The organism is Cypionkella sp. PAMC25878, from assembly GCF_058135695.1.
The window spans coordinates 1220571-1239260 of the sequence record NZ_CM176871.1 but is presented as its reverse complement, the minus strand read 5'-3'; the positions used below and the strand labels follow the sequence as shown (position 1 = coordinate 1239260).

At 61.0% G+C, this 18690-nt stretch carries 19 protein-coding genes; 10 read left to right on the top strand and 9 right to left on the bottom strand.

Features of this window, described 5'->3' with window-relative positions; genetic code table 11:
• Positions 1 to 265: 265 nt before the first annotated feature.
• Entirely contained in the window at positions 266 to 1198 is a 933-nt protein-coding gene (locus tag ACS5RD_RS05840; RefSeq protein ID WP_489930399.1) for a CpsD/CapB family tyrosine-protein kinase, read from the top strand.
• 3 nt (positions 1199 to 1201) lie between these two features.
• The gene (locus tag ACS5RD_RS05835) at positions 1202 to 2560 is read left to right on the top strand and encodes a GumC family protein (RefSeq protein ID WP_489930398.1); all 1359 of its coding nucleotides are present in this window, start codon (positions 1202 to 1204) and stop codon (positions 2558 to 2560) included.
• A gap of 167 nt (positions 2561 to 2727) precedes the next feature.
• Here ACS5RD_RS05835 and ACS5RD_RS05830 read toward each other — a convergent pair whose 3' ends face one another.
• The 7 genes from ACS5RD_RS05830 to ACS5RD_RS05800 form a co-directional block, all read right to left on the bottom strand.
• Positions 2728 to 3447: a sugar transferase gene (locus ACS5RD_RS05830; protein WP_489930397.1), complete on the bottom strand. Its 720-nt coding sequence runs from the start codon at positions 3445 to 3447 to the stop codon at positions 2728 to 2730.
• A gap of 430 nt (positions 3448 to 3877) precedes the next feature.
• Entirely contained in the window at positions 3878 to 4072 is a 195-nt protein-coding gene (locus ACS5RD_RS05825; RefSeq protein ID WP_489930396.1) for a hypothetical protein, read from the bottom strand.
• Between the two features lie 113 nt (positions 4073 to 4185).
• Positions 4186 to 5058: a glucose-1-phosphate thymidylyltransferase RfbA gene (gene rfbA, locus ACS5RD_RS05820; protein WP_489930395.1), complete on the bottom strand. Its 873-nt coding sequence runs from the start codon at positions 5056 to 5058 to the stop codon at positions 4186 to 4188.
• Positions 5055 to 5906, bottom strand: coding sequence for a dTDP-4-dehydrorhamnose reductase (gene rfbD, locus ACS5RD_RS05815; RefSeq protein WP_489930394.1), 852 nt, complete (start codon positions 5904 to 5906; stop codon positions 5055 to 5057). Before rfbD ends, rfbA begins: the two co-directional genes overlap by 4 nt.
• A 55-nt stretch (positions 5907 to 5961) precedes the next feature.
• Entirely contained in the window at positions 5962 to 7002 is a 1041-nt protein-coding gene (gene rfbB, locus ACS5RD_RS05810) for a dTDP-glucose 4,6-dehydratase (RefSeq protein ID WP_489930393.1), read from the bottom strand.
• Complete coding sequence (rfbC, locus tag ACS5RD_RS05805) at positions 6999 to 7562, bottom strand: dTDP-4-dehydrorhamnose 3,5-epimerase (protein WP_054005432.1); 564 nt, start codon at positions 7560 to 7562, stop codon at positions 6999 to 7001. Before rfbC ends, rfbB begins: the two co-directional genes overlap by 4 nt.
• Positions 7563 to 7637: 75 nt before the next feature.
• Complete coding sequence (locus tag ACS5RD_RS05800; protein WP_489930392.1) at positions 7638 to 8990, bottom strand: oligosaccharide flippase family protein; 1353 nt, start codon at positions 8988 to 8990, stop codon at positions 7638 to 7640.
• A 163-nt stretch (positions 8991 to 9153) separates the two neighbouring features.
• On the opposite strand from ACS5RD_RS05800, the gene ACS5RD_RS05795 reads away from it, so the two are divergent.
• Positions 9154 to 10425 (top strand): glycosyltransferase family 4 protein, encoded by a 1272-nt coding sequence (locus ACS5RD_RS05795; RefSeq protein ID WP_489930391.1) that lies wholly within the window; start codon positions 9154 to 9156, stop codon positions 10423 to 10425.
• Entirely contained in the window at positions 10422 to 11207 is a 786-nt protein-coding gene (locus tag ACS5RD_RS05790) for a hypothetical protein (RefSeq protein ID WP_489930390.1), read from the top strand. Before ACS5RD_RS05795 ends, ACS5RD_RS05790 begins: the two co-directional genes overlap by 4 nt.
• 169 nt (positions 11208 to 11376) lie before the next feature.
• On the opposite strand, the gene ACS5RD_RS05785 is transcribed toward ACS5RD_RS05790, so the two are convergent.
• Positions 11377 to 12009: an SGNH/GDSL hydrolase family protein gene (locus tag ACS5RD_RS05785; RefSeq protein ID WP_054005435.1), complete on the bottom strand. Its 633-nt coding sequence runs from the start codon at positions 12007 to 12009 to the stop codon at positions 11377 to 11379.
• Between the two features lie 114 nt (positions 12010 to 12123).
• Here ACS5RD_RS05785 and ACS5RD_RS05780 point away from each other — a divergent pair, with 114 nt between their 5' ends.
• The 4 genes from ACS5RD_RS05780 to ACS5RD_RS05765 all read left to right on the top strand — a co-directional run bounded on the left by ACS5RD_RS05780 (position 12124) and on the right by ACS5RD_RS05765 (position 14723).
• Positions 12124 to 13038, top strand: coding sequence for a tetratricopeptide repeat protein (locus ACS5RD_RS05780; RefSeq protein WP_489930389.1), 915 nt, complete (start codon positions 12124 to 12126; stop codon positions 13036 to 13038).
• A gap of 26 nt (positions 13039 to 13064) precedes the next feature.
• Complete coding sequence (locus ACS5RD_RS05775) at positions 13065 to 13706, top strand: LON peptidase substrate-binding domain-containing protein (RefSeq protein WP_489930388.1); 642 nt, start codon at positions 13065 to 13067, stop codon at positions 13704 to 13706.
• The gene (locus tag ACS5RD_RS05770) at positions 13703 to 13891 is read left to right on the top strand and encodes a Trm112 family protein (protein WP_489930387.1); all 189 of its coding nucleotides are present in this window, start codon (positions 13703 to 13705) and stop codon (positions 13889 to 13891) included. The genes ACS5RD_RS05775 and ACS5RD_RS05770 overlap by 4 nt, the downstream gene beginning before the upstream one ends.
• A gap of 79 nt (positions 13892 to 13970) precedes the next feature.
• Positions 13971 to 14723 (top strand): hypothetical protein, encoded by a 753-nt coding sequence (locus tag ACS5RD_RS05765; RefSeq protein WP_489930386.1) that lies wholly within the window; start codon positions 13971 to 13973, stop codon positions 14721 to 14723.
• A gap of 25 nt (positions 14724 to 14748) precedes the next feature.
• Here the strand turns inward: ACS5RD_RS05765 and ACS5RD_RS05760 are convergent, their stop codons facing one another.
• Positions 14749 to 15975, bottom strand: a complete 1227-nt coding sequence (locus ACS5RD_RS05760; protein ID WP_489931338.1) for a UbiH/UbiF/VisC/COQ6 family ubiquinone biosynthesis hydroxylase — start codon at positions 15973 to 15975, stop codon at positions 14749 to 14751.
• Between the two features lie 77 nt (positions 15976 to 16052).
• On the opposite strand from ACS5RD_RS05760, the gene ACS5RD_RS05755 reads away from it, so the two are divergent.
• Together ACS5RD_RS05755 and ACS5RD_RS05750 are read left to right on the top strand one after the other, a co-directional pair.
• Positions 16053 to 17384, top strand: coding sequence for an amidase (locus tag ACS5RD_RS05755; RefSeq protein WP_489930385.1), 1332 nt, complete (start codon positions 16053 to 16055; stop codon positions 17382 to 17384).
• A 115-nt stretch (positions 17385 to 17499) separates the two neighbouring features.
• Positions 17500 to 18678, top strand: a complete 1179-nt coding sequence (locus tag ACS5RD_RS05750) for an aminotransferase class I/II-fold pyridoxal phosphate-dependent enzyme (RefSeq protein WP_489930384.1) — start codon at positions 17500 to 17502, stop codon at positions 18676 to 18678.
• The last annotated feature ends 12 nt before the right edge of the window (positions 18679 to 18690 follow it).

The window sequence follows — 18690 nt, the reverse complement described above, 5'->3', positions numbered from 1 at the left end:
AACCTGCTGCCAATCTAAGGCCATGTTTGTGCCTTGGCTATGCCCCGCTGCACACGCAGCATAGGCCGCAAGTCTTTCAATTTGAGGGCAGTTCAGCTATGTATACCCCTTCTGGGCGGGGGCCCGGACGAATCTTTCGCCGAGCTGTGTCATGCGTCGCAGTCTGCGACAGGGTTCGTTCTTCACCACCCCCAGCCTTGGTTGGGTCTTTGTTTAGATGGTTGCGTCCCGGTCCGGCGCGGTTTTGCAGGAGCCCGGCCTTCGGATGAGCAGACACAATATCTTGACGTCGCGGCCCACTGGCCCCACAGATCTGGAGCTTTCGGCCATGACTGCCAACCATCCCGGTCCTCGCAAAGACGGCAAAGCCAGCGGCATTTCGGTGTTCGGCACCGGTCAGACCACCGCACCGCATGATGTCTCGCCCGATCTGATCACCGGGCGTGAGATTTTTTCTTCCAATCTGCCCGCTCTGTTCAACCCAGCAAGGGTCTGGGAATCGCTCAGCCCGATCCAAGCCGACACACGTTCGAAATCTGGAAACGCTCTGTTTCTCGAAGCCTCATCGCATCCAGCAGCCACAGCTTTCGACATCCTGCGCACCCGGCTGTTGCGCGGTCTGGCCGAAAAAGGCTGGAAGCGCATCGCCGTTACCTCGCCCACGCATGGCTGCGGCAAATCCTTCGTTGCCACCAACCTTGCCTTTTCGCTGGCCCGCCGCCCCGCCAGCCGCACCGTGCTGATGGATTTCGACCTGCGCCACCCCGAGATCGCGCAAATTCTTGGCGTCAAAGGCGACATCAATCTTGGGGAATTTCTCGCGGGGCACCAGCCGCTGGAAAGCGAATTCCGCCGCTTTGGCCGCACCCTCGCGCTGGGTCTGAACACCCGCCCTATCGTGCGCGCTTCGGAAACCCTGCACGACCCCGACACCGTTGCAGCCCTTGCCGCGATGATCGAACAGCTTGACCCCGAGGTGGTGATCTACGACCTGCCCCCGGCTTTGGTGAATGACGATCTGCTGGCCCTTGGCCCCTCGCTGGATGCCGTGCTGCTGGTCACCGATGGCTCAAAATCCTCACCGCAGGAAATCCGCGCCTGCGAGAAACTGTTTGCAGGCCGTATTCCGCTGCTGGGCGTGGTGCTGAACCGCGCGCAAGATTTCAATGCGGGCCGCTACCGCTACGCCAAGAAGTAAATTATGGGTCAAATTCAATCTATTGAGGAACTTATCAGCCTGCTGCTCCGCCGCCGCGGGATGATCATCCTAATCACCGTAGCAGGGCTGCTGGCCGCTGTGATCTTCGCAAAATCGCGCCCAGACATCTATGAGACCGCCGCCGTCATCCAGATTGAGGGCGCACAGGTGGCCGAACCCACAACGCCCGGCGCGCAAGCGCAACCAGATGGCGGTGGTGCGGCGCAGATCCTGCAAACCATCGAACAACGCCTGACCACCCGTGACGCGCTGACTGCGGTGATTGAGCGTCACAACCTGTTTACCGATCAGCCGCAACTGACCAGCGATGAGAAACTCGTCGCCCTGCGCAGCTCGGTCACTTTCCAAGCCGTAGACAGCGCGGGCGGGCAGGGCTTTGGCCAAAGCCGCAGCATTTCGGCGATCATCATCTCGGTCCGCTTCGGCGATCCGAAAACCGCCGCCGAACTCGCCAATGATTTCGCCCAAGGTATCCTTGACCAAAGCGCCGCAGGCCAGCGCGACCGTGCCGACAAGAACGTCGCCTTCTTCAAGGAAGAGGAAGCCCGCATATATGATCAGATCGCCAAGCTGGAAGATGATGTAACGGCCTATAAAAACGCCCATGCCGATGCGATGCCCACCCTGTCCGATGCCCGCCGAGATGAAATAGTCAGCCTCTCCGACGATCTGCGCCAAGCCACGCAAGACCTCGTCGGCCTGCAGGGCGAACAAGCCGCGATTGTCGCAAAGCCGCAGCAACGCGAAACCGACAAGCGCCGCTCGGATGATATCGCCACGCAAATTGACGTGCTGAACGCCCAGATCGCCTCGATCAATGCCCGCAAGGCCGCTGTCGAAACCGCCCTCGCCGCCACGCCCGAGGTGGAACGGGTGCTGGCCGGGTATGATCGCCAACTTCAGCAGTTGCAGGGCCAATACGACAACGTCACCCAGCGGATGGCCGAGGCCGAAACCACCCAACGCCTCGCCGAGCGCCAGCAGTCCGAGCGTTTCACCCTGCTCGACCGCGCCTTGTCGCCAGAGTATGCCACGGGCGGCGGCAAAAAGAAAATCGCCATCGCGGGCGCGATTGCCAGCCTGCTGGGCGCCATCGGCCTTGCCTTCTTGCTTGATCTCGCCAAACCCGTGGTGCGCACCGCAGCCCAGATGCAGCGCCAGCTTGATCTGGAACCGGTGGTCTGCATCCCCGAAATTCGCGCACCCAAAGGCCGTGTCGGCAGCGCCGCCCTGCGTCTGATCGACGATCCCAAACGCCCGATTTTCGGCCTGCCGCGCTTTGCCGTGCTCGCCGCCGCCACGACCCTAGCGCTGGTGCTGATGGCCGCCGTGATCGGTTAAACACCGAAAGCTTTTCTAAAATTATCATCCTCTGCGCGCAAATATCCCACAGGGGAAGCCGCCCACTTTGGCGGCGTGGGGGTGTGAAACCCCCAGCTTTTGTGAAGCACAAGACATGAAGAAGCCCGCTCCACATACGAAGCGAGCCTCATGCCTTCCGTAAAATCTCAATACCCAGTGCCCTGCACTACAACGCCCACCGTCGCGGCCAGCACCTTCATATCGGTCAGCAAAGACAGATCAGCCTCATAGGCATCATCGAACTGCACCCGCGCCTCAAACGTCGTGCGGTTGCGCCCCGAGGTCTGCCAATAGCCGGTGATCCCCGGCCGCAGCGCGTAATAGGCTTGGCCGGGATACAGGCTTTGCTGGCTGATCATCATCGGGCGCGGCCCCACCAGACTCATATCGCCCACCAGCACGTTCCACAGCTGAGGCAGCTCATCCAGCGACGATTTGCGCAGAAACTTCCCCATCCGCGTGATGCGCGGGTCCGCCTTCAGCTTTTGCGTTCTGTCCCACTCCATCCGCGCTTCCGGGTCAGAGGCTAAGAATTCCTCCATCCGCTCATCCGCATCGCGCACCATCGAGCGCAGCTTCCACATCCGAAACCGCTTGCCGCCCTTGCCGACCCGCATCTGCGTGTAGAACGGGCTGCCGCCATCGCGTGCCACCAGAACCGCAGCGATCGCCACAATCGGCAGCACCGCAGGGGCCGCCAGCACAATCGCCGTGATGTCAAAGGCCCGTTTGAAAAACCGCCGATACGGCCCACGCCCTGTCGGGCCGGCCAGGATCATCGGTGTCGCCGCAATGTCGCCAGACCCCCGTGCGGGATCAGCCGAGGCAGATCGGAAACTGTAAAACACTCTGTAATTGATCGTCATTGCGCGTCACCAAACGGCATAATGACACCACCACCCCGCCCCACCGTCTCGTGGGTTTCAGGAAACGGACCAAACGCCCGGTTACCCGGATTCGATCAGAAACTAGCAGTTCATTTGCCGCACTTAAGAAGTACGCCCCCACAGCTAATTTAGCCGTTTCAAAGGGGGCTTGGCGACAGCTATTGAGAGGCGGCGAACATATTTAAGCCATTTTAACCAAGATATTTTGCCATATTGCCGCCATGATCTTGCCATGTTTCAAACTAGCGCAACCCTGACGTGAAACTCCGCAACACCTCTCCGCCGCAAGTGCACAGTGAATACGGCAGCGCAGCATCGGCATGCGAATCACCCTGCTTGCAGTAAGCTTGGCCGTGCATCCGCAACACCAAGCTATTGTTTCGACTTAATCACCAACGCCGCGCAACGCTTAAGAGCGTCCGGCATCCTGTCGGCCCAAACCGAGCGCCGCAAATGCCATAATCGCCAGCATTCCCCCCAAAGGATAGGGCAGCAACGCGTGCGCCAATCCACTGTCATGCACAAGCGCGACCGCCAAAGCAGTCGCCCCACCCGAAATCGCGCTGAACAGCACGCCGACAATCATCATCCGCCACGCTTTCATCAGACTATTCCTGACAGGTTCAGTTTTATAGGATTCCGAAACAATTCTAGCGCAAAATGCAAAAAGCTCGGTGGAACGCTACAATTTTCAACCCTGACGCGATGATTGGCCGCTTATTCTGAAACAATCCCCAGTAAATATCGGCCATAATCGTTCTTTTTGAAAATATCCGCCCGCGCCAGCAGGGCGGCTTTATCAATCCAGCCCGCGCGATAGGCGATCTCATCCGGACAGCCCACCTGCAAGCCCTGCCGCGCCTCAAGCGTGCGCACAAAATTCCCCGCGTCCAGCAAGCTGCCATGCGTACCAGTATCCAGCCAAGCAAAGCCGCGGCCCATTTTCTCGACGGTCAGGCTGCCCTCGGCGCGGTAGATCTCCAGCAGATCGGCAATCTCCAACTCACCGCGCGGCGAGGGCTGCACCCGCGCCGCCAATTCCGGCGCGCGACCATCCAGATAATACAGCCCCGTCACCGCATAGTTCGATGGCGGCACCTCGGGTTTCTCAATGATCGCCTGCACATTGCCCGCCGCGTCAAACTGCACTACGCCATAGCGCTCGGGGTCGGCCACCCGGTAGCCAAACACCGTGCCGCCCACCGCTTTCGCCGCAGCCGAGGCCAAAATCTCGGGCAAGCCATGGCCGAAGAAGATATTGTCGCCCAACACCAGCACGCTTGGCGCGCCGTCCAGAAAATCCTGCGCCAACAGATAGGCCTGCGCCAAGCCATCGGGGCTGGGCTGCGCGATATAGGTTAACGAAAGCCCCCACTGGCTGCCATCGCCCAGCAACCGGATGAACTGATCCTGATCGTCCGGCGTGGTGATGATGGCGATCTCACGCACCCCGCCCAGCATCAGCACAGACAAAGGATAATAGATCATCGGCTTGTCATAGATCGGCAGAAGCTGCTTCGACACCCCCATGGTAATCGGCCAGAGCCGCGTGCCAGAGCCGCCCGCCAGAATAATCCCCTTGCGCGTCATACCGCCAACTCCTGCAAAATCTTGTCCAAACCATTGCGCCACTCCGGCCGCGCAATCCCAAATGCCGCTAATCCGTTGCAATCCAACCGTGAATTCAACGGCCGCTTCGCGGGCGTCGGATAAGCGCTCGACGGGATGTCATGCACCGCACAAGCCAAGCCCGCCCGCGCCATGATCGCGCGCGCAAAATCGGCCCAAGAGCAGTCCGGCGCGCCCGCAAAATGCTGCACGCCGCCCGGCTTGCCCGCACGCAAGCCCGCCGCCATCACATACAAAGCATCGGCAATATCTGCCGCAGGTGTCGGCCCACCGATCTGATCCGCCACCACGTTCAGACTGTCCCGCTCCGCCCCCAACCGCAGCATAGTCTTAACGAAATTGCTGCCATGCGCCGAGACAACCCAAGAGGTCCGCAGGATCAGATGCACGCCGCCCGCCGCCTGCACGGCTTGTTCACCCGCCAGCTTCGTACGCCCATAGGCCCCCAAAGGTGCCACCGGATGATCCACACCAAACGGCTGATCCCCCGTGCCGTCAAAGACATAATCGGTCGAGATATGCAAAAACGGCAGTCCTCGCGCCGCACAGGCCCGCGCCATGGCTCCCGGCGCATCGCCGTTCACCACCCACGCCGCTGCTTCCTCGGTCTCGGCCTTGTCCACCGCCGTCCAGGCCGCCGCATTGATCACCACATCGGCATCGCAGGCCGCAATCGCCGCCGCACATGCCACCGGATCCGCCAAATCCGCTTGCTCGCGCCCGATAAACTCCGCCGAGACGCTCAAAGGCATCCGCCGCGTCAATTCCCGCGCCACCTGCCCGGTCTGGCCAAAAACCAAAACCCTCACAGCCACCCCCACGATTTTCGCGCGAAAATCGCCCCGGAATTCGCGCGAATTCCGATCACGCTTTCACCCCCAGCCGCACGCCCACACCCGCGCGCGCCTGCAACGGCTTCCACCATGCCTCATTGTCCAGATACCACTGCACGGTTTTCGCAAGACCTTCCTCGACCGTCACGCTTGGCCACCAACCCAGTTCCTCGCGGATCCGCGAAGGATCAATCGCATAGCGCGCATCATGGCCGGGGCGGTCAGTGACGTAAGTGATCTGATCGGCATAGGGCGCAGCCTTGGGGCGCTTGGCGTCCAAAATTCCGCAGATGGTCTTCACCAGATCAATATTACGCCGCTCGTTCTCGCCGCCAATATTATAGCTGCGCCCCAGCGCGCCTTTTTCCACCACCAACAGCAGCGCGTCAGCGTGATCCTCGACATAAAGCCAGTCACGCACGTTTTCACCGCCGCCATAAACCGGAATAGGCTTGCCCGCCAAAGCGTTCAAAATCACCACAGGCACCAGCTTTTCCGGGAAATGGAACGGCCCGTAGTTGTTCGAGCAATTCGTCAGCACCACCGGCAGCCCGTAGGTTTCGTGCCAAGCCCGCACCAGATGATCGCTGGCGGCTTTGCTGGCCGAATAGGGGCTGCGCGGATCATAGGATGTGTCCTCGGTGAACTGCCCCTCGGCCCCCAAAGACCCAAACACCTCATCCGTGCTGATATGATGGAACCGGAATCCCGCCGGACGCCCCGCCCCCTGCCAATAGGCCCGAGCCGCCTCCAGCATATTATAAGTGCCGTTGATATTGGTTAGGATGAAATCCCCCGGCCCATCAATCGAACGATCCACATGCGATTCCGCCGCCAGATGCATCACCACATCCGGGCGGTGCAGCGCAAAAATCTCATCCAACCGCGCCCGATCCCGAATATCCGCCCGCTCAAAGCTATACAGGTTCGACCCCGACACGCTCGCCACATTCTCCAGACAGGCCGCATAGGTCAGCGCATCCAGATTGACCACTTCATGCCCACGCGACACCGCCAACCGCACCACAGCCGAGCCAATAAAACCCGCGCCACCCGTTACCAGTATCTTCATTCTGCAACCCATTCAAAAGGGGACACCACATCGCGCAACAACGGTGCCACCGCATCCTTGCCCGACAGAATCGGAGCGCCCGAAAGCCCCCAATCAATGCCAATCTCAGGATCATCCCAGCGCACGCCACCGTCACAGTCCGGCGCATAGACATCGGTGCATTTATACTGAACCTCGGTGTTCGGCACCTTCGTCACGAACCCATGCAAAAACCCCTTAGGCACCAGCAACTGCCGCCCATTCGCCGCCGACAACTCCACCCCAACCCAAGCCCCAAACGTCGGTGACCCCCGCCGGAAATCCACCGCCACATCAAAAATCACACCAGAAGTACAACGCACCAGCTTGTCCTGCGCCCGCGGTGGAGCCTGATAATGCAGCCCCCGCAACGTGCCCGCCTGCGCCGACATCGAGTGATTGTCCTGCACAAAGCCCAAACTCAGCCCCGCCCCAGCCATCGCCGTCGCATTCCACGTCTCAGAAAACCAGCCGCGATCATCGCCAAACCGCTTCGGCGTGACAATCAACACCCCCGTCAGTGCCGTTTCTTCAATCTGCATATCTCAAACCCATTCGCACATCCGCCGCGAAGCTTTACCGCAAGCGCGCAGCCACGCCCAGACCGGATTGCGGCCCTACGCCATCCCCAGCATATCGGCATTGACCCAAAACGCCAAAACCACAAGCGCCGCCGCCAAACCGAACAGCACCACGTCATTCACCGGATCCCAAGCCCGATGCTTGCGCGCCAGCAAAATCACCGCCGGATGTAGCGCAAGTAAGGCCAAAGCCTGCGCCAACAACGCGCCTTCCAGCCCGCCATGGGTGATGCCGATCAGAAATGCCACGGTCTGGACAAAGGCCTTCAACGCCTGCAGCCAGAAATAGTTCCGCCCATCGCCAGCCGCCAAAGCCGACTGATCATAGCTGATGCCAATGGTTTCCGGCATCTGGATCAGCGCAACCATCACCACGATGAACCCAGCCGCCGCATAGCGCGAGTCATACAGGATCCCGACCAACGGCACCCCAATCACCGCCAAAAACCCCAGCAGCAGCAGCGTTCCGCCCGAAATCGCCCAGCGTAGCTTGCGCATCTTGGCAAAATTTGCCGCTGATTCCGCTGGATGGTGATCGCGGTACAAAGGAATCATAATTCGGCTGTTCACCGCCCGCGCCAACAGCAGCGGGAACGACGCCAGAAAATACCCAATGTTATAGACCCCTAACTCCTCAAGGCTCAGATAATGCCCAAAGATCGCCTTATCACCCTGCGCCAAGGCAAAACCGCAGGCGGTTGACATAAAAATCCACTTGCCGAAATGGATCAACTCATGCCCCGCCGACTTGTCCCAATGAAACCGATTGGCTGGCCCCGGCAAATACATCCATGTCAACACCAGCTTGGCCAAAGACCCGACAATGGCCCCGACCACCAGCCCCCAGACCGAATGCGTCATCAACGACAACACCACCATCGCCACAATCCCAATCGCCTGCGCGATCAGATCCAGCAGCGTCACCTTGCCCAACAGCAAGTGCCGTGTCGCCGTATCAATCCGCGTTGGGTTGAACCCTGAAATGAACAAGGAAATCCCCGCGACGGGTAGCAGATACACAAGCTCCGGCGCATGGTAAAACTGCGCCAGCGGCCAAGCCAAAGCGCAAGTCACCAGCCACAGCATCGTGCCGCGAAACGCGTGAATGGTGAACGCCGTGTTCAGAAAATCCGGGTCATCGCCACGTTTGTTCTGCGCGATTGAGGCTGAAACCCCGACATCCGAGAACATCACCATGCCGACCAGCACCACCGAAACCAGCGCCATCACCCCAAACGCATCCGGCGCCAGAATCCGTGTCAAAATCAGGTTCGAGCCCAGCCGCATCACCTGCGTCAGCGCGTAAGACCCAGCCGTAAACGCCGATCCACGCAGCGCCCGCGCAAACAAACTTCGTCCCGCAGGTGCGGTCCCATTCAGCTCAGACATCAAGCAAACCCTTTAAGACTTCGCCGCGACCCTAGGCGGATGCGGGTAACGCGTCAATGAAGCCCGATTTGGCAACAATCTATGCGCGAAATCGTTGAATTTGCCTTACTCTTGCCAAAAGCCGTGCCTATTGACCAAGGCTAAGACCCAATTCGGTGCCGCCATGCAAATTGCCTACCTGATCAACACCTATCCAAAGCCCTCGCATACCTTTATTCGCCGTGAAATAGCAGCGCTTGAGGTGCTTGGCTGGCAGGTTCACCGCTTTGCCATGCGCTCGGATCGCAGCGCGCTGGTCGATCCGGTCGATTTCATCGAGGACGACAAGACCGAACATGTTTTGGAAATCGGCGGCAAGAATCTCCTCCGCTCCAGCCTCGGCTGGATGATCAAACACCCCAAACAGGCGCTTACAGGCCTTGCGATGGCAATCCGCTGCGGCACAAAGGGCACTTCCGGCGGCCCCGGCACCGGCGGGGTGCCGCGTCATCTGATCTATCTGCTCGAAGCCGCCCACATCGCGCGTCGGGCCAATGAACTCGGCATCCAGCACATCCACGCCCATTTCGGCACGAATTCCGCCACCGTCGCCATGCTGGCCGAAGCATTGGGAGGCCCCGGCTTCAGCTTCACCGTCCACGGCCCCGAAGAATTCGACGCCCCGCGCGCATTTTCCTTCCCCGAGAAAATCGCCCGCGCCCGCTTCACCGTCGCGATCTCCAGCTATTGCCGCAGCCAGCTCTACCGCTGGAGCCAAATCCCCGAATGGCCAAAAATCAAAGAGGTGCATTGCGGCGTTGACACCTCCGGCTACCCCACGCCCGCCCCAATGCCGGAAGGCGGCCCGCATCTGGTGGCGATTGGTCGTCTGTGCGAGCAAAAAGGCTTCCCCGTCCTGATCGAAACCATGGCCATCGCCGCCAAACGCCTGCCCGGCCTGACCCTGACGATCTGCGGCGATGGTGAGCTGCGCGAACTGATCGACAGCGAAATCGCCCGCCACGGCATCCAAGACCGCATCAATATCGCAGGATGGGTCGATGAGACCGGCGTGCGCGCCGCCATCGCCGCCGCCCATGCGCTGATCCTGCCCTCGCTCGCCGAAGGCCTGCCGATGGTGGTGATCGAGGCTATGGCCTGCGGTCGCCCCGTGATCTCCACCTGCATCAACGGCGTGCCCGAGCTTTTGACTCCGAAGGAAGGTTGGCTGGTGCCAGCAGGCGACCCCGCAGCCTTGGCCGATGCCATCCTAGAGCTCTCCAACACCCCCAACGCAGTGCTGGCCGAAATGGGCCTTGCCGCCCGCGCCCGCGCTATGGCCCGCCACGACGGCAACACCGAAGCCGCCAAATTGGCGCAGCATTTCACCGAAGCGCTGAAATCCGCCGCAGTGGCCGCCCATCCGCTGCATACCGAAACCGTGAACCCCGCATGACCTACGCCCTCATCTGCGCCAGCCACAGTGACGAGATCCTAAACGCCAACCTCGCGCGCTCGCCGATAATCGCCGAAGGCGCGGTGCCCCTGCATCTGGAACGCGACGCCGCCTCCGCTGCCGTCGCCTATAACCGCGCCATCGACGCCACCGATGCTGAAATCCTGATCTTCGCCCATCACGACGTCTACCTGCCGCGCGGCTGGGAAAACCTGCTCACCCGGCGCCTGCGCGAACTCCAAGCGCATGATCCCAACTGGGCGCTCTACGGCCCGTTCGGCGTAGGCCTCGATGCCAGCCATATCGGCCCGGTCTGGTCTTCCAGCATCGGCCTGATCGTCGGCCGCGTCCCCACCACCCCCGCCGAAGTCCAATCCTACGACGAAATGGTCATCATAATGCGCCGCTCGGCAGGCCTGCGCTTTGACGAAACCCTGCCCGGCTGGCACATGTATGGCACCGATATCGTAACCTCGGCCCGCACCAAAGGCCTGCACGCCTATGCAGGCGCGCTCCCCACCATCCACAACGACCGCTACCACGACCATCTGCGCGAGGATTTCGTGCAATCCTACGCCGCGATGCGCAAGAAATGGCACGACCATCTGCCCCTGCGCACCCCAATTATCAAAATCAGCAAATCCGGCCTGCACCTCTATAAAAACCGCTGGCGAGACTACCGATCCGAGAAATTCCGCGCCAACATGTCGGTCGGGATCAATCACCCCCCGGAATACCTCGCCTCGCTTTGCGGTTGGTCCGACCTGACCGCGTCAGCTTAATTCAAACAAGATTAAAATTTGCGCCCCGCCCCAGCGGCCTCGCCCCTTTGGGTCTTGGCCGCACTAAAGGCTTTCATCTTGGCCTAAATATCCCCGCCGGAGGCATCCGACGCTGGCCTAAGGAGCCTCCGGCGGGAGTATTTCAAAAAGAGCAAATGCAAAGAGCCCCCTAAATCATCCCGCGCAACTTAGCTGCCACCGCGACCGCCAGCTTGGCATGTTCGCCCTGATCAAAATGCACCCCATCCAGCGGGCTAACCTTGATCACCTGACCCGCATTCAGAAACTCCACCCCGCGCGCCTTGGCCAAAGCCGCATACATTGGCGCCAAAGCTTGCGACCGCGCAGCCCCGCCCCAGAACTCATCCTTGATCGGCCCGATCTCAACCACCGGCGTCGGACACACCAACAACACCTTAAAACCGCTATGCCGTTCCTGCATCACCCGGTGCTGTGCTATGTCCAACAGGCCAGCGATCCCCCCAACGACTGCCTCGGGCGTCGAGGTAAACCGCGCCTTCACATCATTGGTGCCCAGCATCAGCACCAAAATATCCAGCGGCCCGTGGCTTTCCAACGCGATCTTCAGCCCCGCCTGCCCGTTCATATGCGCGCCCATGATCGGATCATCGAACATCGCCGTCCGCCCCGGCAAACCCTCCTCGATCATCTCACAGCCCAAAGCCGCCTGAACCCGCGAGGGCCAGCGCACCCCCAGCCCATACCGCTCATACTTCGCCAGATCGACAATCGGTGGCGTCCCATGCGTATTACTGTCGCCAAAGCACATCACAACCGGCATCTGATCCCCCTATTTTGCGCCAAGCTACGAAGCCGACGCCCGCGCGTAAACCCCCTTCCCCTTTCGCGCCCTGCCCCCCATATATACCCCAACCCAAAACCTTTGAGGCTTCCCATGTTCGGCACCGCAACCGCCCCCACAGCAGCCCCCGCCACCGACCTGATCACCGACGGCTCGGAAAAAACCTTCCTGCAAGACGTGATCGAGCCGTCACAAACCACCCCCATCATCGTCGATTTCTGGGCGCCATGGTGCGGCCCCTGCAAAACCCTCGGCCCCGCCTTGGAAGCCGCCGTCACCGCTGCCAAAGGCCGCGTGCGGATGGTGAAAATCAACGTCGATGAAAACCAAGCCCTCGCGGCCCAACTCCGCATCCAATCCATCCCCACCGTCTACGCCTTCTTCCAAGGCCAGCCCGTCGATGGCTTCCAAGGCAATGTCGCACCATCCGAGTTGAAACGCTTCGTCGATAAACTCGCCGCGATGGGGCCAGAGCCGGACAACGGCCTCGCCGATGCCATCGCTGCCGCTGAAACCATGCTGGATGACGGTGACTACGCCGATGCAGTAGAAACCTTCACCGCCATCCTCGAAGAAGAACCCGAGAATGCCGTCGCCTATGCTGGCCTGATCCGCGCCCACCTCGCGCTTGGCGATCTTGATCTGGCCGAAACCCTGATCACCACCGCGCCCGGTGCCCTCACCAAAGCCAAGGAAGTTGAGGCCACCCGCGCCATGCTTGATCTTGCCCGCCAAGCCGCCTCCGCTGGCCCCGAGGATGATCTGCGCGCCGCCCATGCCGCAGACCCGAAAAATCCGCAGATCCTGTTTGACCTCGCCACCGCCCAGCACGCCAACGGCAAGGTTGAGGAAGCCGTCAACACCCTGCTTGATCTGTTCAAACTCGACCGTGAGTGGAACAACAACGCCGCCCGCACCCAGCTGTTCACCATCTTCGACGCGCTAAAGCCGCAAGACCCCATTGTCTTGGCAGGCCGCCGCCGCCTGTCCTCGATGATCTTTGCCTAATGCGGATCGCACACTAGCTAGAGGGCATGATGAAGCAAACTGACCTGCCCGACACCATGCCGCTGTTCCCGCTTCCGGGCGCGCTTTTGCTGCCGCGCGCCCGCCTGCCCTTGCATATTTTCGAGCCGCGCTATCTGGCGCTGCTGGACGATTGCATGAAAACCCCGCACCGCCTGATCGGCATGATCCAACCGCGTGAGGCGCCAAATGGTGAAAAGCGTCTGTCGGCCATCGGCTGCGCTGGCCGTCTGACCGGATTTTCCGAGACCGACGACCACCGCTATATGATCACCCTCACCGGTGTGTCGCGCTTCCGCCTGCGCGCCGAACTCGAAGGCTTCACCCCCTACCGGCGCGCCCATATTGATTGGCAACCCTTCACCCGCGATCTGGGCCGCGAGGAAACCGACACCGGTTTTGCCCGCGAACCCTTCCTCGCCCTGCTCGCCCGCTACTTCGCCACCCGCGATCTTGGCACCGATTGGAGCGGCATCAAAGCCGCCGACACCGAACTTCTGATAAACTCGCTATCGATGCTGCTGCCCTTCGCCCCCGAGGACAAACAGGCGCTGCTCGAAGCCCCTTCGCTGATCACCCGCCGCGAAACCCTCGTCACCCTTCTGGAAATCGCCCTCCATTCCGATGGCCGCGATGAGACCTTGCAATGACAGACACCCCCACGCCCCTGCACGACCGCCGCATGCTCGAGGCGCTGGTCTGCCCCGTCACCCAAGCCGTGCTTACCTATGACGCGGAAAAGATGGAGCTGATCTCCAAAGCCGCCCATCTGGCCTTCCCGATCCGGGACGGGATTCCGATCATGCTGGTGAGTGAGGCGCGGCAAGTCGAATAGGGCAGGGTCGCCCCACCGCTTCCCCCCCTTTACGCCTCCCCCCCAACCCGCGTATCACGCCTCAACCCCGAGGTAGTCGATGCCGTTCCTGATCCTGACTCAAGCCCGTAGCGGCTCTTATCATCTCGCCGCACTGCTGAACTCGGCACCGGATATCACCTGCTTTGGCGAGATTTTCAAAGTAAACGCGCTGGAACTGCCCAAACCCCAGCTTGCCAAACTCGGCCTGACCAACCGCGATATGGCCGCCCGTGACGCTGATCCCATCGGCCTGCTGAACCGTCTGCGCAAGGATACCGAAGCCGAGGGCGCAATCTTCGGCTTCAAAGATTTCCTGCCCAACCTGAACCGCGTCAAGCTATTCGGCAAACTTGGCCATTCAAAAAACTGGCAAAAAATCATCCTGCTGCGCAACCCGATCGAGCGCTACATCTCGCGCCGCCGCGCCGCCGAAACTGGGGTTTTCGTGCTCAAACAGGGTGAGTCCGTCACCGCCGATCTGCTCCATGCAAAAATCAGCTTTGACGCCGATAGCTTCACCCAATTTCTGAAAAACCATATGCGCTTTGTCGAGGTGGCGCAGAACCTGCACCACAAACACGGCGACGCGGCGGTATTTACCGCCCGATATGAAAAGCTGTCCGACCCGCAGCATCTGCAAGCTATTCTGAAGTTTGTCGGCTCAAAAGCCAGCGCCGATCAACTGACCAGCGATCACGTCAAGCAATACGAAAAACCGCTGTCAGAGGGCGTCGTGAACTGGGACGCCTTCGCCGCCCACCTTGCCACGAACGACCTGACCCACCTCCTGCCAGACGATGCAAATCCGTAGGGCGGGGTTCACCCCGCCACGCGCTCTAAACCTCCAACCCCCGCAACAACCGCGGCACTTCGCCCGACAACCCCGCCGCCTGCCGCATGAACTTGCGCCGAAGCCCCGGCACCGCATTCACCAGCCCCATCCCCAAATCGCGCCCCAACCGCAGTACCGGATTGTCGTTCGAGAACAACCGGTTCACGCCATCCATCCCCAAGGCCAGCGCTGTAGAATCAAACCGCCGCCAGCGCTGATAGCGCTCCAACACATCCGCCGCCCCAATATCCTCGCCCCTGCGCCGCGCCTCAATCAACACCTGCGCCAAAGCCCCCACATCGCGCAGCCCCAAGTTCAGCCCCTGCCCCGCAATCGGATGCACCCCATGCGCCGCATCGCCCACCAAAGCCACGCGCGGGGCGACGAAGCTGTTCGCCAAAGTCAGACTTAAGGGATAAGTAAACCGCTCCCCCGCCAGCGCAATCTCGCCCAGAAAATCGCCAAACCGAGGCCGCAACGCCTCCAGATATTCCGCATCCCCCAACGCCTGAATGGCCGCCGCCTGTCCTTCTGTCTCACTCCAAACAATCGAAGAATGATGCCCCCCCACCAGCGGTAAAATCGCCAGCGGTCCGGAAGGCATAAAGAACTGCTGCGCAATGCCCTGATGATCCTTCTCGTGTCGAATGGCCGTCACCAACGCCGTCTGCCCATAGCCCCAACCCGTTCGCCCGATCCCCGCGCGCGAGGCCACCCCCGACGCACGCCCATCGCATCCCACCAAAACCGAGCCTCGAACGACACGCCCCGAGGCCAAAACAACCTCAACCCCCTGTGCGCTGACCTCCTGAGAAACCACCGTTTCCCCCGAGATCAACTCAATCCCCGCCACCGCCATCGCCGCCAGAAACGCCGCGTACAAATACCGATCTTCGGCCATGAACCCCATCGGGCCTTCTTCCATCTCGGCATGATCAAAGGTCAGGAAAAATGGCGCGGCCCCCTGCCCCGCCACCCCGTCGCTGGCCTTGATCTGCAAGATCGGCTGCACCCGGTCTTCCAAACGCGACCAAACCCCGATCACCTCCAGCAGTCGCTTCGATGCCACAGCCAGTGCATAAGCCCGCCCGTCAAACCCAGCTTCGGCCCTCGCCCCCGCAGGTCGCGCATCCACCACCACCACCCGCAAACCGCTCTTAGCCAAAGCCAAAGCCAAAGCCGGGCCATTCAAGCCGCCGCCCACGATCACAATGTCAGCATGTTTTTCCATACCGCCAAATATGGCCCAACCTACAGGATTGTCCATGCGCCGTCTTGCCGCTACGCTCCGCCAAAATGGGGAACAACATGAGCAAAACCTGGTCCAACATGACCGCCGCTGACCTTGGTCGCGAGATCGGCAAAGGCAGTATCAACCCGGTCGAACTGACCGAGTTTTTCCTCGAAAAAATTGCCATCCACGAGTATTCCACCCGCATCTACGCCCGCCCCACCCCGACGCGTGCGCGCGGCGAAGCAATGGGGGCCGCCACCCGCGCCAAATCCGGCCTGCGCCGGGGCTTGCTGGATGGCGTCCCGGTCAGTTGGAAAGACCTGTTCGACACCGCAGGCATCGTCACCGAGGCCGGATCGGCGCTGCTGAAGAACCGCACACCGCTGAAAGATGCCGCCGCCGTAGAAACCGCCACCCGCCAAGGTATTGTTTGCCTTGGAAAAACTCACATGTCCGAACTCGCCTTCTCGGGGTTAGGCCTTAACCCCGTCACCGCCACCCCACCTTGCATCAACGACGATCAAGCCGTCGCGGGCGGATCTACCTCAGGCGGTGCGGCCTCGGTTGCCTTCGGCCTCGCCCCCGCCGCCATCGGATCAGACACCGGCGGTTCCGTCCGCATCCCCGCCGCTTGGAACGACCTTGTCGGCCTGAAAACCAGCCACGGCCGCCTGCCGCTGACCGGAGCGGTCCCCCTATGCGAGCAATTCGACACCATAGGCCCGCTCGCCCGTTCTGTCGAAGACTGCGCGCTGCTCCTCGCCGCCCTCGAATCCGGCAAACCCGCCGACCTTGCGGGCAGCAGCCTGACCAACGCCCGCTTCCTCGTCCTGAACACCGTCGCGCTCGACGATCTGCGCCCCCGCCCCGCCGCAGGCTTTGCAGACGCACTCACCCGCCTGTCGCGTGCAGGCGCGCAAATCTCTCACGCAGACATTCCCGAAACAGCCGAGGCGATGGCTCTCGCAGGCATCTTGTTCACCGCCGAAGCCTATGGCATCTGGGCCAAAACCATCGAAGCCGCCCCCGAAAAAATGTTCCCCCGTATCCTCGAACGCTTCCGCACCGGGGCCACGATCAAAGCCGCCGATTACATCGCCGCATCGCGCCGCCTGCACGACATTCGCCAAAGTTGGGCCGCAAAAACCGCCGGATACGATGCCATCCTGCTCCCAACCTCGCCCATTCTGCCGCCCAATGCCCACCGCCTGATGACCGACGATGCCTATTATGTCAGCGAAAATCTGTTGGCCCTGCGCAACACCCGCATCGGCAATCTGATGGGGCTTTGCGCGCTTACCCTGCCCACAGCACAACCGTCCTGCGGCATCTCTTTCATGGCGGGCCCTAGCCAAGAGGAACGCCTGCTCCGTATTGGCCAAGCGGCAGAACGCGCGCTGGCCTAAAAGCCACAACAACAGCAACCAAGCCCATATCCCATATGGGTTTTTCTGGACGCGCCCGCATGATCTGGTTATCCTGATCCAGAACGGGGCGATATGACCCTGAGATGAGGCAGTAATGGCGTTTCCCAAGCGGTTTTCGAACCTGCCGGATTATGCGTTTCCGCGTTTGCGGAAGCTTCTAGACGCATATCCGCCCGGCGGTGAAGCCATTTCCATGACCATCGGCGAACCCCGGCACCCGATTCCCGATTTTGTCGCGCCCATAATGACCGCCAATATCAATGACTTCGCGGTCTATCCGCCAAATGACGGCACGCCTGAACTGCTGGCCGCGATTTCCGGTTGGATCAAACGCCGCTACAACGCGCAGATCGCGCAAGATCAACTGATGGTCCTCAATGGCACCCGCGAAGGCCTCTATAACGCCTGCATCGCCCTTTCGCCCGAAACGAAAAACGGCAAACAGCCCATCGTGCTGATGCCGAACCCGTTCTACCAAGTCTACGCGGTCGCCGCCGTCACCGTCGGGGCTGAACCGCTCTACGTTCCCGCCACCGCCGCCACAGGTTTCCTGCCCGATTACGCAAGCCTGCCTGCGGAAATCCTAGACCGCGTCACCATCGCCTATATCTGCTCGCCCGCCAACCCGCAGGGCGCGGTCGCCAGCGCAGACTATTGGAAAACCCTGCTGGGCTTGGCCGAGAAGCATGATTTCACCATCTTCGCCGACGAATGCTACAGCGAAATCTGGCGCAATACCGCCCCCACAGGCATCCTCGAAGTGGCGCAAGCCACCAATGCCGACCCCGAGCGCATCTTCACCTTCCACTCGCTGTCAAAACGCTCCAACCTCCCCGGTCTGCGTTCTGGCTTCGTCGCAGGTGGCGCAAAAGGCATCGCGCAAATCCGCAAACTGCGCTCTTTCGCAGGCGCACCGCTGCCGCTGCCGATCCAAAAAGTCTCGCAAGCCGCATGGAACGACGACCATCACGTCGCCGCCTCGCTCGCCCTCTACCACACGAAATTCGACGCCGCGGACGCAATTTTCAGCGGCCTACAGGGCTTCAAAACCCCCGAAGGCGGCTTCTTCCTCTGGCTGCCCGTCGAAGACGGCGAACAAGCGGCGCTTAAAGCATGGCGACAGACCGGAGTCCGGGTTCTCCCCGGCGCGTATCTGTCGCGCGATGCGAACGGGGAAAACCCCGGCAAAGGCTATATTCGGGTCGCACTTGTGGCCCCCAAAGAAGAAATGCAGCGCGGGTTGATCCAACTCCGCGACTGCCTCTACGGTTGAGGACAGGGTAAC

Coding starts and splice junctions, on each gene's coding strand:
- ACS5RD_RS05840 (WP_489930399.1), top strand. CDS start 266: ATGAGCAGACACAATATCTTGACGTCGCGGCCCACTGGCCCCACAGAT.
- ACS5RD_RS05835 (WP_489930398.1), top strand. CDS start 1,202: ATGGGTCAAATTCAATCTATTGAGGAACTTATCAGCCTGCTGCTCCGC.
- ACS5RD_RS05830 (WP_489930397.1), bottom strand. CDS start 3,447: ATGACGATCAATTACAGAGTGTTTTACAGTTTCCGATCTGCCTCGGCT.
- ACS5RD_RS05825 (WP_489930396.1), bottom strand. CDS start 4,072: ATGAAAGCGTGGCGGATGATGATTGTCGGCGTGCTGTTCAGCGCGATT.
- rfbA (WP_489930395.1), bottom strand. CDS start 5,058: ATGACGCGCAAGGGGATTATTCTGGCGGGCGGCTCTGGCACGCGGCTC.
- rfbB (WP_489930393.1), bottom strand. CDS start 7,002: ATGAAGATACTGGTAACGGGTGGCGCGGGTTTTATTGGCTCGGCTGTG.
- rfbC (WP_054005432.1), bottom strand. CDS start 7,562: ATGCAGATTGAAGAAACGGCACTGACGGGGGTGTTGATTGTCACGCCG.
- ACS5RD_RS05800 (WP_489930392.1), bottom strand. CDS start 8,990: ATGTCTGAGCTGAATGGGACCGCACCTGCGGGACGAAGTTTGTTTGCG.
- ACS5RD_RS05795 (WP_489930391.1), top strand. CDS start 9,154: ATGCAAATTGCCTACCTGATCAACACCTATCCAAAGCCCTCGCATACC.
- ACS5RD_RS05790 (WP_489930390.1), top strand. CDS start 10,422: ATGACCTACGCCCTCATCTGCGCCAGCCACAGTGACGAGATCCTAAAC.
- ACS5RD_RS05785 (WP_054005435.1), bottom strand. CDS start 12,009: ATGCCGGTTGTGATGTGCTTTGGCGACAGTAATACGCATGGGACGCCA.
- ACS5RD_RS05780 (WP_489930389.1), top strand. CDS start 12,124: ATGTTCGGCACCGCAACCGCCCCCACAGCAGCCCCCGCCACCGACCTG.
- ACS5RD_RS05775 (WP_489930388.1), top strand. CDS start 13,065: ATGATGAAGCAAACTGACCTGCCCGACACCATGCCGCTGTTCCCGCTT.
- ACS5RD_RS05770 (WP_489930387.1), top strand. CDS start 13,703: ATGACAGACACCCCCACGCCCCTGCACGACCGCCGCATGCTCGAGGCG.
- ACS5RD_RS05765 (WP_489930386.1), top strand. CDS start 13,971: ATGCCGTTCCTGATCCTGACTCAAGCCCGTAGCGGCTCTTATCATCTC.
- ACS5RD_RS05760 (WP_489931338.1), bottom strand. CDS start 15,975: ATGGAAAAACATGCTGACATTGTGATCGTGGGCGGCGGCTTGAATGGC.
- ACS5RD_RS05755 (WP_489930385.1), top strand. CDS start 16,053: ATGAGCAAAACCTGGTCCAACATGACCGCCGCTGACCTTGGTCGCGAG.
- ACS5RD_RS05750 (WP_489930384.1), top strand. CDS start 17,500: ATGGCGTTTCCCAAGCGGTTTTCGAACCTGCCGGATTATGCGTTTCCG.